The following is a 14271-nucleotide window of genomic DNA, read 5'->3' as shown; positions in this document are numbered from 1 at the left end:
CGTCCCTGGTCGCCGCACGCACGAGAGGCCAACCCGTTGATATCGACACCCGCAGAACCGTTCAGGTGCCTGACCGAGGTGGATCTGTTCGCGGACCTCAGCCAAGCCGAGATCGATGCGATGGATTTGATGACCCCGGCCCGGTTGTTCCGGGCCGGGGAACTCGTCTTCAGCCAGAGCCAGCCGGTCACCGCGCTTTTCATCCTCAAGGCCGGGCGGGTGCGCGTTTTCCGCGTGACCGAAGACGGCAAGGCCCTGACCATGGCCATCCTCGAACCCGGCGCCGTCTTCGGCGATACGTCACTCGTTGGCCAGCGCATGTACGACAACGATGCGGAGGCCATCGAGGACGCGGCCATCTGCCAGCTCACCGTGGCTGAGGTCGGACAGTATTTCCTCTCCGATCCGCGCATCGCCGTGCGCATCTCCCGTCTGCTGGGCGAACAGGTCGCCCAGCTCGAGGAGCGACTGACCGATCTGGCGCTCCAAGACCATGGCCGATTTCGCCGCCCGCGACCTGATCCGTCGGGGCCGGGGACGCATCATCATCCAGGATGCCTCCGCACTGAGCGTTGTCGTCCGGCGCACGGAGTGACCGACCAGCGAGGCCGCACGACCGGCACCACCCGCACTGACCAAAGGAACCCACTATGACCAGCACGCCCTCAGTGATCGTGTTCGACGTCAACGAGACCCTCTCCGACATGTCCCCCCTGAGCGCCCGGTTCGTGGAGGTCGGCGCCCCGGCCTCCCTGGCCAGGGTCTGGTTCGCCACGCTGCTGCGGGACGGGTTCGCCCTGGCCGCCGCGGGCGGGACCGCGAAATTCTCGATGATCGGCTCCGAGCTCCTGTGCGGAGTACTCCGCGACGTCGCCCTCACCCAGAGCCTCGACGACGCGGTACGCCACGTGATGGACGGATTCGAAACGTTGAGCCTGCACCCGGACATCGCCGACGGCATCCGTGGCCTGAAGAGTGCGGGGCTGCGCCTCGTGACTTTCTCCAACGGATCCGCGCAGGTGGCAGAGTCCCTCCTGACCCGGTCGGGCCTCCGGGGCGAATTCGAGGCCCTGCTCACGGTGGAGGACGCCCCGGCCTGGAAGCCGGTTCGGGCCGCCTACGAGTACGCCGCAGATGCCTGTGGGGTCCAGCCGTCCGACCTCCTCCTGGTCGCCGTGCACCCCTGGGACATCCATGGGGCAGCCCAGGCGGGCCTCCGCACCGCATGGCTGAACCGCACCGGCGAGACCTACCCCAGCTTCTTCACTGCACCGGACCACACCCTCAGCGCTCTCGGTGAACTGGCCACCCAGCTCGCCCCCGACCCTCACCCCGCCCACCGCTCCTGACGAATTCGACGGAGATTTTGGCCCTGGAGCCCGGTTTCGGGCCCAAATGGGCCGAAAATCGGAAAATCTCCGTCGAATTCGTTCGGGGACAAGAGCCAGGCCAGGATCGATGATCGACCACAGAACGATCAACTACAGAACGGACAACGCATGAGCAGGCAGAGCGAGAGACTGGAGTTCACCGGCTCCCAGGGGTCGCCCCTGGCGGCGCGTCTGGACCTGCCGGAGTCGAAGCCCCGGGCCTACGCGCTGTTCGCGCACTGCTTCACGTGCAGCAAGGACGTGCTCGCGGCAGCCCGGATTTCCCGGGCCCTGACCGACTTCGGGATCGCGGTGCTCCGGTTCGACTTCACCGGTCTGGGACAGTCCGGGGGAGACTTCGCCAACACCAATTTCAGTTCCAACATCGAGGATCTGGTCAACGCCGCAAACTATCTGCGTGAGCACCACGCGGCGCCGTCCCTGCTGATCGGGCACTCGCTGGGCGGGGCCGCCGTGCTCGCCGTCACCCACCGCATCCCCGAGGTGCGGGCCGTGGCGACGATCGGGGCGCCGGCCGATCCCGACCACCTCGCACACCTGCTGCGCGAGAGCCGCGCCGAGATCGAAGCGTGCGGGGAGGCTGAGGTGGAACTCTCCGGCCGCACCTTCCGCATCCGTCGCCAGTTCCTCGATGACATCGCCGCCCAGCCTCAGGCCGAGCGTATTCGCAACCTGGGCGCGGCACTGCTGGTGATGCACTCGCCGACCGACACCACCGTCGATGCCGACAACGCGCGTCGCATCTATGAGGCAGCCAGGCACCCTAAATCGTTCGTGGCGCTCGATGGGGCCGATCACCTGCTGACGAAGCCGGCGGATGCCGCCTACGCGGCCGCCATGCTCGCCACCTGGGCCGGCCGTTACGCCGTCGCCCCGCTCCCGGAGCCGGCTGCATCGTCCACATCGGAAGACCCGGCTGAAGGACTCGTCGTAGTGGCCGAGACCGGGACCGGGGCTTTCGCCCAGCGGATCATGATCGGTCGGCACCGGCTGGCCGCCGACGAGCCCGCTCCCATCGGCACCGACAGCGGCCCGTCGCCCTATGATTTCCTACTGGCCGGCCTGGGCGCCTGCACTTCGATGACAGTGCGGATGTATGCCGAGCGCAAGAAGTGGCCGCTGGAGAAGGTCACCGTTTCGCTGCGGCACTCCCGAATCCATGCGCAGGACTGCAGCAACTGCGAGACCGAAACCGGCCAGGTTGACCGCATCGAACGGGTCATCCGCTTCGACGGTGACCTCGACGACGAGCAGCGTCAGCGGTTACGCGAAATCGCCGACAAATGCCCCGTACACCGCACCCTGCACTCGGAAATCGTCATCGACACGACCGTCGTCGACGACGGTCGAGGTCCCACAACGATCAGCGATGATCTGGATGTCGGAGTCCAGGCATGAGCGCACTCCCAATCGCCGACCACGCGCTCCTGTCGGACCGGCATTCCGCCGCCCTGGTACTTGAAGCGCGAACGTTTATGCACGACCCGGTTGGGGTGGTCTGGGATGCCCTAGTGCACTCTCGGGTTGTGGCCATTGAATGACTCAACGTGCTCGATCTCGATCTCGAGCTCGAATCGACTTGGGGCATCGACTGATCGCCCGCGGTGTGCCTGTCACTGTGAGTTGAGGTCGTTAGCTTGGTGCACGCCCTCAGGATTCACCGCTTCGGTGGGGGTCTGGGCGGAGCAGTTGGAGCCGGGTCAGTGCGTTTCATCGAACCTTCACACTCTCGGAGGCTGGCGCTTCATGCGCGGTCTGCATGCTGGTGTGTAGACACCAACGTGGTGGCTGAAAGTGAAAGGTGCTGAGACTGATGACATTCAATCGGAAGAAAATGACCGCTGGTATTGCGGGACTCGGGCTTGTCGGAGCGCTTGTCACTGGGGGTGTTGCCGCCGCGCAGGCCTCAACCGGTGAGGGGACGATTCCCCGGCCGTCATCGACGAACTCGTCAACAGTTGACGATCACCAGTCTGACCACATGGGCGGCAGGGGATTTGGGCAGAGTTCGCCCATGATCGCGGTCGCGAGTTCCCTCGGCCTGAGCCAGACGGAGCTGCAGCAGCGGCTGCAGTCGGGTGAGTCCCTCGCGGACATAGCCGAAGCTGAGGGCAAATCGGTTTCTGGACTCAAGGACGCAATGGTCTCGGAACTCAAAACCAATCTCGACTCCAACAGCACTCTGTCATCTGATGAAAGAGCGGCAGCCGTGGACCAGATGACGAGCCGCATCGACACGATGCTGAACGCTACCCACACCCCAGGTGAGGGGATGGGCATGGGTTCGGGAATGGGTATGCACTCGGGTATCGGAATGGGCACAGGCACAGAAATGGGCCCGGGAATGGCAACGACCTGACCGCCACGGACTGTATCAATGTCAAAAAGTGAACAAGAATTGAAGGAGCAGGAGAAATGATGTGGGGAAACGGTTACAACATGGCGTGGGGATGGCCGGTAGGGCTGCTCATGCTCGTCGCAGTCATCCTTCTCGTTGTCTGGATCGTGATGTCTTTTGCGGGCGGAACGGATCGCGGTGTGTCGCGCGGAGGTTCTCGGGCAGGCCGAGGGGAAGGCGAGCGGAGTCAAGCGCGTCAAATCCTCGATGATCGCTTCGCGAAGGGTGAATTGAATGAAACGGAGTACCGAGAACGGTTGAAGGTCCTCGAAGGGTAGGGCCTGAGGGGGCCGCTCGCCGAGTTTCTGGGCGTAATGCGGAGTCAGTGCCGGTGGGCGGCGATAATCAGGAGAAAGGGGTGAGCGATGCAGAAAGTCCTGGTTGTTGATGACGAGGCACAGATCAGGACCGTCCTGCGCGGCTACCTGGAAGCGGAAGGGTATGACGTAGCGGAGGCTGCGGACGGCACCGAGGCGCTTGCGGCACTCCGCAAAGACCCTCCCGTTCTCGTGCTCCTGGACGTGATGCTGCCGGGGATCGACGGGCTGGAGGTCCTCCGGCAGTTGCGCGGGTTCAGCGACGCGTACGTGATCCTCGTCACGGCCAGGGCGGAGGAGGTCGACAAGCTCGTGGGGCTGGGTGTGGGTGCGGATGATTATGTGACCAAGCCGTTCAGCCCGCGCGAGGTGACGGCCCGAGTGAAGGCGATGCTGCGTCGTGACAATCGAGGGGACCGGACCGATGGAGACGCCCTGCTTCGTTTCGACGGGTTGTCCATCAAACCGGCTCACCGCGAGGTCGAGGCGAATGGAGTCTCAGTGGGGCTGTCGAGCCTAGAGTTCGACCTTCTCGCCGCACTCGCCACCGAGCCCGGGCGAGTGTTCTCTCGGGCACAACTGCTTGAAAAAGTCTGGGGCTACGATTTTTACGGCGACGAGCGCGTCGTCGATGTCCACATCCGCAGTTTGCGCGCTCGACTCGGCGACGATGCCGGCGATCCACACCTGATCGCCACAGTGCGGGGCGTGGGCTACAAGTTCGTGGCCGGGCCCCGATGAAGATGCGTCTCTCGCTGCGCCTGTTCATCTCCTATGCCGCCATTGCCGTGGTCGGCGGACTGGTGGCCTATCTGACCATCTCCCTGCTTGCCCCCCGACTGTTCGAAGACCGGCTGGGCATGATGATGGACAGTGAGGGCACCGGTATGTCGATGGGGGTCATGGATGCGACCAGCGTGCGCTCCGCCTTCCTGTCCGCGCTCACGACCTCGCTGATCGTCGGCGTGCTGGCCAGCGTCATCGCCGCAGGTTTTGTGGCCGCGGCAGTCACGGGGCGCCTACTTCGCCCGCTCAACGCGGTGCGGGCCGCGACGAAGCTGATCGCTGCCGGAAAGTATGGGGGTCGAGTTCCCGTCCCCTCCGAGCCGGAACTGGCAGCGCTGGCCACCGACGTCAACACGCTGGCTGAGGCCCTGGCCGATACGGAGTCCCGGCGCACCCGGCTGCTCGGTGAGGTTGCGCATGAGATGCGAACCCCCTTGACCGTCCTGGACGGCTACGTCGAGGGGCTGATCGATGGCGTGTTCACCGCCGGCCCCGACACGTTTGCCTCCCTCAGTGACGAATTGCGCCGCTTGCACCGCCTCTCCGATGACCTGTCCAGCTTGTCGCGCGCTCAAGAACAGCGACTCGACCTGCATCCAGTTAATGCGGACCTTGCCGATCTTGCTCGTCGCACGGCCAACCGGCTCGCTCCGCAATTCGACGATGCGGGCGTGGCGTTGACACTCAACGTCGACACGCCGCTGCTCGTGCACGTGGACCCGGACCGGATCACCCAGGTGCTGACCAACCTTTTCGGCAACGCCCTGCTCGCCACCCCGGCGGGCGGTGCCGTCACGATCACGGCGCATGGCGCCGACGGTCGTGGTGAGGTTGTCGTGACCGACACGGGAGTGGGCCTGGTCGCGGAAGACACAGACCGTGTCTTCGAGCGGTTCTACCGGGTGCCAGGACAGACCCCCCGCTCCGCCGGATCGGGGATCGGTCTCACGATCGCCCGAGAAATAGCGCGTGCACACGGCGGGGACGTGACGGCCTCATCGGCAGGGACCGCGCGTGGAGCCAGCTTCACGGTCATGGTGCCCCTGCGTTCCGCCCCCAGATCAGGAGCAGCAACGCGTTGACCGCGACGATGACACTGGAGCCGGACATGGAGATGGCGGCGATCTCGGGACTGAGCCGGATGACGATCTTCGAAACGCAGAGCGTAGGGGGAGAGCAGCCGGACTCGCGAGCGGCAGACTTCCGGACCCACGTTCTTCCGCAACGGGGAGAAGCTCGAGATCTCGACCTTCGAGGACCGTCGCGGGGCCACCGACACAGCTGTCCAGGAATGATCCGAGCACGACGCGCTCCCTGGCGCGGGCTCAGCGCTACACTCTTGACGCTCGTGGTCATCGGCGTGATCCTCCAACGAAATATGCGATCCCTGAGGGTCACCTCCCGCTAGTCAGCCGCCGTTCCGGTTGCGCGGCGAAGGTCAAGGCCAGGGCTGCAATAATCAACCAGGTCGGTGGAAACTCCGCTGGAAAGCATGGCTTCGGCGCTCATGCAGCCGGTTCCAAGGCCGGCGCGGTTTGCGCGGCTCTCGGCGCGGTGGTGCGGCTCAGTCGTCCCGCCCGGACGCCGTTGGCGATCACGACGATTTCGGCCAGTTCGTGGATCAGGACCACGGCAGCCAAGCCGAGCGTACCGAAAAGAGCCAAGGGTATGAGCACGGTGATCAGCAGCAGGGACAGGCCCACGTTTTGGAGCATGATGTTCCGGGTTCTCCGCGCGTGGTCGAGCACCTGGGGTAGGTGGTTCAGGTCCTCGCCCATCAGCGCGATGTCGGCGGTTTCGATGGCGACGTCGGTGCCCATGGCGCCCATGGCGATGCCGGTGTCGGCGGTTGCGAGGGCGGGTGCGTCGTTGACGCCGTCGCCGACCATGGCCGTGGGCTGGCGGGCCTTGAGGGTGCGGATGATTTCCGCTTTGTCCTCCGGGCGGAGGTCGGCATGGACTTCGGTGATGCCCGCGGCGTTCGCCAAGGCGGTGGCGGTGATCAGGTTGTCGCCGGTGAGCATGACCGTGGTGTATCCGGATGCGTTCAGCCGGTCGATGACCTGCCGGGTTTCGGGACGCAGCTCGTCACGGACTGCGATGGCTCCGATGACCTGCCCGTCGTCCTCAATGAGGACAGCGGTTGCGCCTGCCTGTTGCATCCGCTGGACGTCGGCGGCCAGGGCGCCCGCGTCGATCCAGCCCGGACGGCCGAGACGCACACGCCGCCCGTCCAGCCGGCCCACCAGGCCGGCGCCGGGGACGGTATCCACGTCAGTGATCTCCGCCCGGTTCGGGGCCGCGGCCAGAATGGCGCGGGCGAGCGGGTGTTCGCTGCGGGATTCCAGGCCGGCCGCGAGGACGAGGACGTAGTCCCTGGAAACGGATCCGGTGGTGGCGACGTCGATCACGGCCGGTTTGTTGCGGGTGAGGGTCCCGGTCTTGTCCAGCGCAATGGTGCGGATCTTCCCCAGGGTTTCCAGGGCGCCCCCACCCTTGATGAGCACCCCCATGCGGCTGGCCGCGCCGACGGAGGCGACCACGGTCACCGGGACGGAGATCGCCAGGGCGCACGGCGAGGCGGCGACGAGGACGACCAGCGCACGTTCGAACCACAACAGTGGTTCGCCGACGATGAATCCGAAGATGATGATGAGGACCGCAACGATCAGGATGCCCGGAACCAGCTTGCTGGCGATGGAGTCGGCCAGACGCTGGCCGGGACCCTTGCGGGACTGCTCGGCCTCCACGATCTGAACGATCCTGGCCAGCGAGTTGTTCTCGGCGGTGCTGGTGACCTCGACCTCGAGCGGGCCTGTGCCGTTGATGGACCCGGCATAGACTTCGGCCCCTGGTCCGGCCTCGACCGGGACGGATTCTCCGGTGAGCGCAGAGGTGTCCAGGGACGTGCGGCCGATAATGATCCTGCCGTCGGTTGCCAGACGTTCCCCGGGCCGCACGACCATGCGGTCCCCGGGGGTGAGTGTTGACGGGGAGACAGTGACCTCGGCGCCGTCCCGCAGGATCGTCGCCTCGGCCGGGACCAGGTCCAGCAGAGCGCGCAGACCCCGGCGGGTTTTCGCCAAGGAGTATTCCTCGAGCCCTTCGGAGATCGCGTAGAGGAAGGCCAGCATGGCTGCTTCCTCGACCTGCCCGAGCGCGACCGCACCTGCGGCGGCGATCGTCATCAGCGTGCCGACCCCGATTCTGCCAGTGAACAGCCGCCGGAGGGTGGACGGAACGAACGTCCACGCGGCAACCAGCAGCGCCGTGATTTCCAGCGGCAGTATCAGTATCTGGGGGCCACCGGCCAGCGAGACGATCCACGCGGCAAGGAGAAGTACGCCGGAGGCCGCCGCCGCCCGGACTTCGCTCACCTGCCAGAAACTGACGGCCTCCTCCTCTTCGGATTCCTCGGTCCCGATCTTCTCGTCGCTGCAACCACAGGCATCACTCATCGTGCGTGCTCCTCCCTCGGGGCGGCGGCGGTGCTGCCGGTGCCGTAGTTCGGGCACAGGCTGACCGCGTTGCCGGTCGCGGCGAGGAGGACCTCGGCCTGGGCGAGCATGTCAAACAACTCCGGACGGGACAGCGAGTAATACACGCTGCGGCCCTGCATGCGGCCTTCCACCAGGCCGCAATCACGCAGGCACGCAACGTGCGCCGATACCGTGGATTGGGCCAGGCCCAGCTCACCGGTAAGGTCACTGACCCGGACCTCGCCGCCGGTCATTCGCTTCACGATGCTCAACCGGGTCGGGTCGCTGAGGGAGTGGAACAGTGCAGCTGCAGGATCGAGTCGCCCGCACGCATCGGCCGGAACTGAAGATTTGATCGCCATAAGACGATGATAGCGCTCAATGCAGATTCTTCATCGTTCGTTGGTCGTTACCGGGGGAGGACATCGACCCAGACGACGCGAGCGTGCGGGCGCTGTACGGTTGGTCGATGGTCGGACTAATGCAGTGGATGGAGCGCCGGCAGATTGCTTTGTACCTCGCTGCGATCTTGCTCGGCGGTGTAGTCGGTTGGCTTGCACCGACGGTTGCCCCCGGTCTGGCCCTGAGCATCAATCCGGTGCTCGGCCTGCTTCTGTTCGCCACGTTCCTCGGTGTGCCGATGATTCAGATCGGCCGGGCCTTTCTGGACATCCGTTTTCTGGGCACCGTGGTCGCCGTCAATTTCGTCGTCGTTCCGGTGGTCGCGTTCGGCCTGTCCCGATTCGTTGCCGGTGACCGGGCTCTGCTCCTCGGCGCCCTGCTCGTTCTGCTGACACCGTGTGTTGACTATGTGATCGTGTTCACCGGTCTGGCCGGCGGGGCACGGGATCGACTCCTGGCGGCAACACCTCTGCTGATGCTGCTGCAGATTGTTCTGCTCCCCGGCTACCTGCTGCTGTTCGCCGGCCCGGACACCGTGTCGATGATAGCGATTGAGCCGTTCCTCCAGGCGTTCCTCGGCCTGATCGTGATTCCCCTGCTGGCGGCGGCCACCGTTCAATGGGTGTGCCGTCGGCACCGGTTCGGGCGGGCGATCGAAGCCGTCATGCAGGCTCTTATGGTCCCGCTGATGATGACCACCCTGACCGTGGTGATCGGATCCCAGATCGCAGCCGTGGGCACGCAGGTTGTCTCGCTTCTGCCGGTCGTCCCGCTGTACATCGCCTTCCTGCTCATCATGGTCGTCGTCGGGTTGACCGCGAGTCGACTCGCTCACCTGGACGTGCCGGCGACCCGAGCGCTCGTCTTCAGCGGATCCACCCGGAATTCTCTGGTAGTCCTCCCGCTGGCACTTGCGCTGCCTGAAACCCTCTCCTTGGCCGCACTGGCTGTGGTGACCCAGACACTCGTGGAGCTCGTCGGTATGGTGGTCCTCGTGCGCCTCGTACCTCGGCTCACCGGTCAAGGCCGCGCCGCGCACGTTTGTTCAACGTTTATTGCGTCGAGACCGACCTAGGTAGGTCGAGGTGTCCCGATGGAATTGGATCCGACATTGCAGGGAACTCCCGGTCAGATCGAGATCAGTCGAGGTCAAGACGTTTGGGTCGAGACGTTCGATGGGGTCGTCGCAAACCGCCGGTCGTGGGTTCAAGTCCCACCCACCCGGTGCGGAAACTGGCCCGCAAGCAACGCCGCCCTCGCCGAGGTGGGGACAGGAACACTGACCTCCGCTGAGCGCAATGTGACGGTGGCTCCGCGTATGAGGTGTCCGTGCATCTCGATTCAGGCGGCGAAGTCGACGTCGAGCTTGCCCTCTCCGGGACCGACAGCCTCGGGTCCCTGCTGCTGGCGACGCTCATCGACGCCAACCTGGGGGAGTGGTCGCAGTCTCACATGGACCACGGTTTCTACGCGCAGGGTGTCAACGTCACGACCGCGGTCCTCCCGAATGGCTGGGAGACCCGCACTGTTCAGATGGCCCCAGACGGTCCCAGCGGCGTTTCCAACGGGTGGTGCACGTCGCGATCGTCAACGGGGGGCTGGGTGCCACCTGCGAGTGATCGGGATCGGCCGAAGTCAAGACGCTCGGGTCGAGACGTTCACTGGGGTCGTTGGCCGGTCTTGAGACGGCAATGACGACGAGGGAGGACGCCGAGTTCAGGAGGGGGGGGTAGGCCGATTCGGTAGTGGCTCGACCCGCACTCGTTCATGCGGCTGTCGGCGATTTCAGACGCTCAGGATGCGGGCTTTCTCCTGCTCGAACTCAGCGGTGGTCAGCAGTCCCGCCGACAACAGCTCACCGAGCTGTTTCAGCTGGGCGAGTCGGTCGCTCGCGCCCGCCGGCGGCGCCGGGGTGGAGTCGGCGTAAGTCTGCTGCGGCTGTGCCGGCGTCGCATACTGAGCTGGCGGTGCCGGGGCCGGCACACCCGCCGCGGACTGGTCTTGGGCAGCCCACCGGGCTTGCTGCCGCCGCTGCACCCGTCCGTGAACGGAACTGGCGACAGCAGCCGTAGCTGCGGTCTTCAAAAGGCCCACAATGCTCTCCTTGTCGTCGGTTTCGTCGCGGGGTTCAGTCACAAGAAATCGTTGAGGTCGGTCAGGTGCGCTCAGTCGCATCCAGGGCAGCCACAAGGTCGCCGGCGGGTATCCCACCATTGGCGATCAGCCTCGCGCCGTCGTGCCGCCAGGCATCCACCAGACCCAGGACCCAACGATTTTCGTAGATCACGACTACGGCGACACTTCCAGGCTGCATAGACGCAGCTATCTCATCGACGTCTGAGTCATCAAGCAGGCCAGACGATGCCCCCGCCCAGGCAGCCAGGTCGACATCGGCGGGGACTGCGAACTGCCAGACGTCGACCTTTTTGCTTTTGCCGTCGGCATCCTTGGCGATGAACTCCATGTCCAGGATTCCAACGATGCCCTGGTCGGCTAGAGAGAGCAGCTTCTCAAAGCCCGAAGCCGTGAGACGGCCTTGTGGAAACTCGATGGCAAGAAAATCGATCGGTCCCAGATCGTCGTCCCCTGATCCCTGCTGGGTTTCTGCCGTCATACTTCACAACCTCCTCGACCACTCACCCGGGCAAACTGGTTGAAACGAGTCGAACCTAGCACTCCAGCCGTCATCCGGGAACCCGCGCTGTCGCGGTCCAAACGTCACCGTCCAGCTGACGAACCGTGACGGCTGGTCTCCGAACCGGCGCTGCAATCTGCCCCGGACCGCGCCCGAACGGGTCAGCCGCCGCTGGCCGTTGACTCCGGATCGCGGCCACGCAATCGTGATGGAATCCACTTCCCGCAGTCGCAGCCGCCGCCGCGGCCGCAGAAAGGTCGCCGATCATGACCCCACGCAACGTCGAACACCTGAGCGTCGAGGAACGGAAGACGCGCGGCAAGAGCGCGCGTGAGCGAACGCCCCTCACCAGTCTCCGTGGCTGGGTTCCCGCCGCCGACCGGCCGGACCCGGTCACACTTTTGGAGGAACAGGATGCCTCCAGGGAGCAGGACCTGGTCCCGGTGCGGCACGGCCGGATGCTGGCTTCTCCCTTCACCTTCTACCGCGGCACGGCCAAGATCATGGCCCAGGACCTGAAGGACACCGCACGGGCTGGATTGAACGCCCAGCTCTGCGGGGATGCCCACCTCTCCAACTTCGGTGTGTTCGCCTCTCCCGAGAGGTCGCTCCTGTTCGATCTCAACGACTTCGACGAAACACTCCCCGGGCCCTTCGAGTACGACGTGCTCCGGATGTCCGCCAGCTTCACGATCGCGGCCCGGAACAACGGTTTCAGCGCGGCGGACACGCTTGATGTGACGCGCACGGCAGTGCGGGCCTACCGCGAGGCCATGGCCGGGTTCGCAACCATGGGCACCATGGGCATCTGGTACGCCCGAATGTCCGACGACGAGCTGATCGCCGCCGCCGAGATGGCCGTCAGAACTCAGAAGGGCAAGCAGCGGAAAGTCGCGAAGGCCATCGGAACGAACGCCCAACGGTGGGCCGAGAAGGCCCGCACTCGGGACAGCGTGCAGGCGCTCTCCAAATTGGCCGAGTACGTGGACGGGCGATACCGGATCGTCAGCCAACCGCCGGTCGTTGTTCCCGTCCGCGAACTCTACGACACGTTCGGCATGTCCGCCGAGGAGACCTGGGACGCGCTCAACGCGCAGTTGCGCTCCTATCGGGCCACCCTGCAAGAGGACCGTCGTCACCTGCTCGAGCGTTTCCGGGTCGTCGACGTGGCCCGCAAAGTCGTCGGCGTGGGCAGCGTCGGAACCCGCGCCTTCATCGCTCTGCTCGAGGGACGCGACGAGCATGACCCACTGTTCCTCCAGGTCAAGGAGGCCACGGCATCCGTTCTGGAAGACCACCTGCCGAAGAGCCGCTACAAGCAGCCGGGGGAACGGGTCGTGCAGGGCCAACGGATGATGCAGGCCTCCAGCGACATCTACCTCGGCTGGACGAAAGGCCTGCAGGGCACCAACCGCTTCCTGTACTGGCGGCAGCTGCGCGATATGAAGGGGTCGGCCGTGGTCGAGGAGATGCATCCGCTCGGGATGTCCGTCTACGCCCGGGTCTGCGGTTGGACCCTCGCGCGGGCACACGCCCGCTCAGGCGACCCCATCGCGATCGCGGCCTACCTCGGAAAGAGCGACAAATTCGACAAGTCGGTGACCGACTTCTCCGAGCGCTACGCCGACCAGAACGACCGGGACTACGAGGCGTTCGCCACGGCGGTGCGGTCCGGCCGTCTGCAAGCGATCGAGGGGGTGTGACCTCCGCCGAGCATCCACTCGCCGACATGAGGATCCGGGGCTCCGAGGATTCGCCGAGTATCTCGGCGTGCAGGTACAGGCCAGCTATGACCCGTGCACCGACGGCAGCGGTCCGTCCGGCATTCGAGTTGAACGGAGATCCGCTACCGAGTCTCCGATGTGCGTCGATGCTCCGAGGTAGTCGGCCAGGATCTGGGCGTGATTGACCTCGGGGTCCTTGGCGCCGTAGAGCAGGGTCGAGGTCCCGCCCTGCGCCGCAAACTCGCGGAGCTCGATCACGGCCTGCATCGTTGCCGGGTTGCCGTCGAGCTCGGCCCGATAGCGGATGGCGAATTCGTCCTGGCGCTCCGGGTCGTGGTTCCACCAAGTGCGGAGGTCCGGCGACGGGGCGATCTCCTTGAGCCAGGCATCCAGCTGCGCCCGCTCTTTCGTGACCCCGCGCGGCCAGAGTCGGTCAACGAGGATGCGGCAGCCATCGTCCACGGCAGCGTCGTCGTAGACGCGCTTGATTCGGAGGTTCACGGCCTATCGCTTCGCAGCGTTCGCGAGCCCGAGGAGCTCAAGCGCGGAGCGGGCGTGAGTGGCGGCCGCCTCGGCCGTAATCGGCTCCAAAAGTCCGAGCAGGCGCCGCCGGTAATCCTCGCCCAGCAGCAACGAGTAAAGCGCCTCGGCGCGATCGGCGGCCTCTTCGCCGTGTTCGAGTTCGATGTGCTCGGCGAGCCGGGCGACGTGCCGCATGTCGCCGTTGTCGTGCAACGTGCGGGCCAGATCGGGAAACCGCAGGGACTCGGCAATGACCAGGCGATGCAGGCCGATCATCCGTGGGGAGTGCAGCGCGAGGACGATGCGTGTGGCCAGCGTCGCCAGGCTGTCGGGATCGAGTGCCTCGCCGCTGACGGTCGCAGCCAGGCGGCGTTGCATCTCGGTGAAGACGCCGTCCTTGTTGCCGAAGTAGCTGTAGATCGTGCGTTTGGTCACACGGGCGGCCTCGGCGATCCGGTCCACGGTCGCATTGCCGTAGCCGTGCTCAAGAAATATCGGCAAGGCGGCGTCGAGAATTTGCTCCTGTCGTTCGATGCGACCGGCCTCGGTGGGGCGGCCACGCTTACGTTCGAGGCTTGGGTGCGCGGTTTCCACTGGTGTCCTTCGGTTTGTCGATA

At 65.4% G+C, this 14271-nt stretch carries 15 protein-coding genes; 9 read left to right on the top strand and 6 right to left on the bottom strand.

The window, feature by feature from the left end; translation table 11 throughout:
• Window positions 1-78: 78 nt before the first annotated feature.
• From E3T23_RS10285 to E3T23_RS10255, 7 genes are all read left to right on the top strand, one after another.
• Window positions 79-654: a Crp/Fnr family transcriptional regulator gene (locus E3T23_RS10285; protein WP_241977823.1), complete on the top strand. Its 576-nt coding sequence runs from the start codon at window positions 79-81 to the stop codon at window positions 652-654.
• Window positions 651-1349, top strand: coding sequence for a haloacid dehalogenase type II (locus tag E3T23_RS10280; RefSeq protein WP_134370272.1), 699 nt, complete (start codon window positions 651-653; stop codon window positions 1347-1349). The genes E3T23_RS10285 and E3T23_RS10280 overlap by 4 nt, the downstream gene beginning before the upstream one ends.
• Window positions 1350-1499: 150 nt before the next feature.
• Window positions 1500-2789, top strand: a complete 1290-nt coding sequence (locus tag E3T23_RS10275; RefSeq protein WP_134370271.1) for a bifunctional alpha/beta hydrolase/OsmC family protein — start codon at window positions 1500-1502, stop codon at window positions 2787-2789.
• Window positions 2790-3204: 415 nt separating this feature from the next.
• The gene (locus tag E3T23_RS10270; RefSeq protein WP_134370270.1) at window positions 3205-3750 is read left to right on the top strand and encodes a hypothetical protein; all 546 of its coding nucleotides are present in this window, start codon (window positions 3205-3207) and stop codon (window positions 3748-3750) included.
• A 56-nt stretch (window positions 3751-3806) separates the two neighbouring features.
• Window positions 3807-4067 carry an SHOCT domain-containing protein gene (locus tag E3T23_RS10265; RefSeq protein ID WP_134370269.1) on the top strand — a complete coding sequence of 87 codons (261 nt, stop codon included), beginning with the start codon at window positions 3807-3809 and terminating at the stop codon, window positions 4065-4067.
• A gap of 87 nt (window positions 4068-4154) precedes the next feature.
• Window positions 4155-4847: a response regulator gene (locus E3T23_RS10260; RefSeq protein ID WP_134370268.1), complete on the top strand. Its 693-nt coding sequence runs from the start codon at window positions 4155-4157 to the stop codon at window positions 4845-4847.
• A complete protein-coding gene (locus E3T23_RS10255) occupies window positions 4844-5974 on the top strand; it encodes a sensor histidine kinase (protein ID WP_134370267.1) in 1131 nt (376 codons plus the stop codon). Before E3T23_RS10260 ends, E3T23_RS10255 begins: the two co-directional genes overlap by 4 nt.
• Before the next feature lie 423 nt (window positions 5975-6397).
• On the opposite strand, the gene E3T23_RS10250 is transcribed toward E3T23_RS10255, so the two are convergent.
• Window positions 6398-8350, bottom strand: coding sequence for a heavy metal translocating P-type ATPase (locus E3T23_RS10250; protein ID WP_134370266.1), 1953 nt, complete (start codon window positions 8348-8350; stop codon window positions 6398-6400).
• Window positions 8347-8733: an ArsR/SmtB family transcription factor gene (locus tag E3T23_RS10245; RefSeq protein WP_134370265.1), complete on the bottom strand. Its 387-nt coding sequence runs from the start codon at window positions 8731-8733 to the stop codon at window positions 8347-8349. Before E3T23_RS10245 ends, E3T23_RS10250 begins: the two co-directional genes overlap by 4 nt.
• A 107-nt stretch (window positions 8734-8840) precedes the next feature.
• On the opposite strand from E3T23_RS10245, the gene E3T23_RS10240 reads away from it, so the two are divergent.
• Window positions 8841-9848 carry an arsenic resistance protein gene (locus E3T23_RS10240; protein WP_134370264.1) on the top strand — a complete coding sequence of 336 codons (1008 nt, stop codon included), beginning with the start codon at window positions 8841-8843 and terminating at the stop codon, window positions 9846-9848.
• 710 nt (window positions 9849-10558) lie between these two features.
• On the opposite strand, the gene E3T23_RS10235 is transcribed toward E3T23_RS10240, so the two are convergent.
• Both E3T23_RS10235 and E3T23_RS10230 read right to left on the bottom strand, forming a co-directional pair.
• A complete protein-coding gene (locus E3T23_RS10235; protein ID WP_241977821.1) occupies window positions 10559-10909 on the bottom strand; it encodes an SHOCT domain-containing protein in 351 nt (116 codons plus the stop codon).
• A 19-nt stretch (window positions 10910-10928) separates the two neighbouring features.
• On the bottom strand, window positions 10929-11387 hold the full coding sequence (locus E3T23_RS10230; RefSeq protein ID WP_134370262.1) for a DUF6325 family protein: 459 nt from the start codon (window positions 11385-11387) through the stop codon (window positions 10929-10931).
• 287 nt (window positions 11388-11674) lie between these two features.
• Here E3T23_RS10230 and E3T23_RS10225 point away from each other — a divergent pair, with 287 nt between their 5' ends.
• Window positions 11675-13111: a DUF2252 domain-containing protein gene (locus E3T23_RS10225; protein WP_134370261.1), complete on the top strand. Its 1437-nt coding sequence runs from the start codon at window positions 11675-11677 to the stop codon at window positions 13109-13111.
• Window positions 13112-13195: 84 nt separating this feature from the next.
• Here E3T23_RS10225 and E3T23_RS10220 read toward each other — a convergent pair whose 3' ends face one another.
• Together E3T23_RS10220 and E3T23_RS10215 are read right to left on the bottom strand one after the other, a co-directional pair.
• Window positions 13196-13633: a DUF488 domain-containing protein gene (locus E3T23_RS10220; protein WP_134370260.1), complete on the bottom strand. Its 438-nt coding sequence runs from the start codon at window positions 13631-13633 to the stop codon at window positions 13196-13198.
• A gap of 3 nt (window positions 13634-13636) precedes the next feature.
• Window positions 13637-14248: a TetR/AcrR family transcriptional regulator gene (locus tag E3T23_RS10215; protein ID WP_134370259.1), complete on the bottom strand. Its 612-nt coding sequence runs from the start codon at window positions 14246-14248 to the stop codon at window positions 13637-13639.
• Window positions 14249-14271 lie beyond the last annotated feature (23 nt).

The sequence above is a fragment of the Cryobacterium cheniae genome (genome assembly GCF_004403395.1).
Classification (GTDB): domain Bacteria; phylum Actinomycetota; class Actinomycetes; order Actinomycetales; family Microbacteriaceae; genus Cryobacterium; species Cryobacterium cheniae.
The sequence above is the reverse complement of the archived record's forward strand: the minus strand, read 5'-3'. Positions and strand labels throughout refer to the sequence as shown.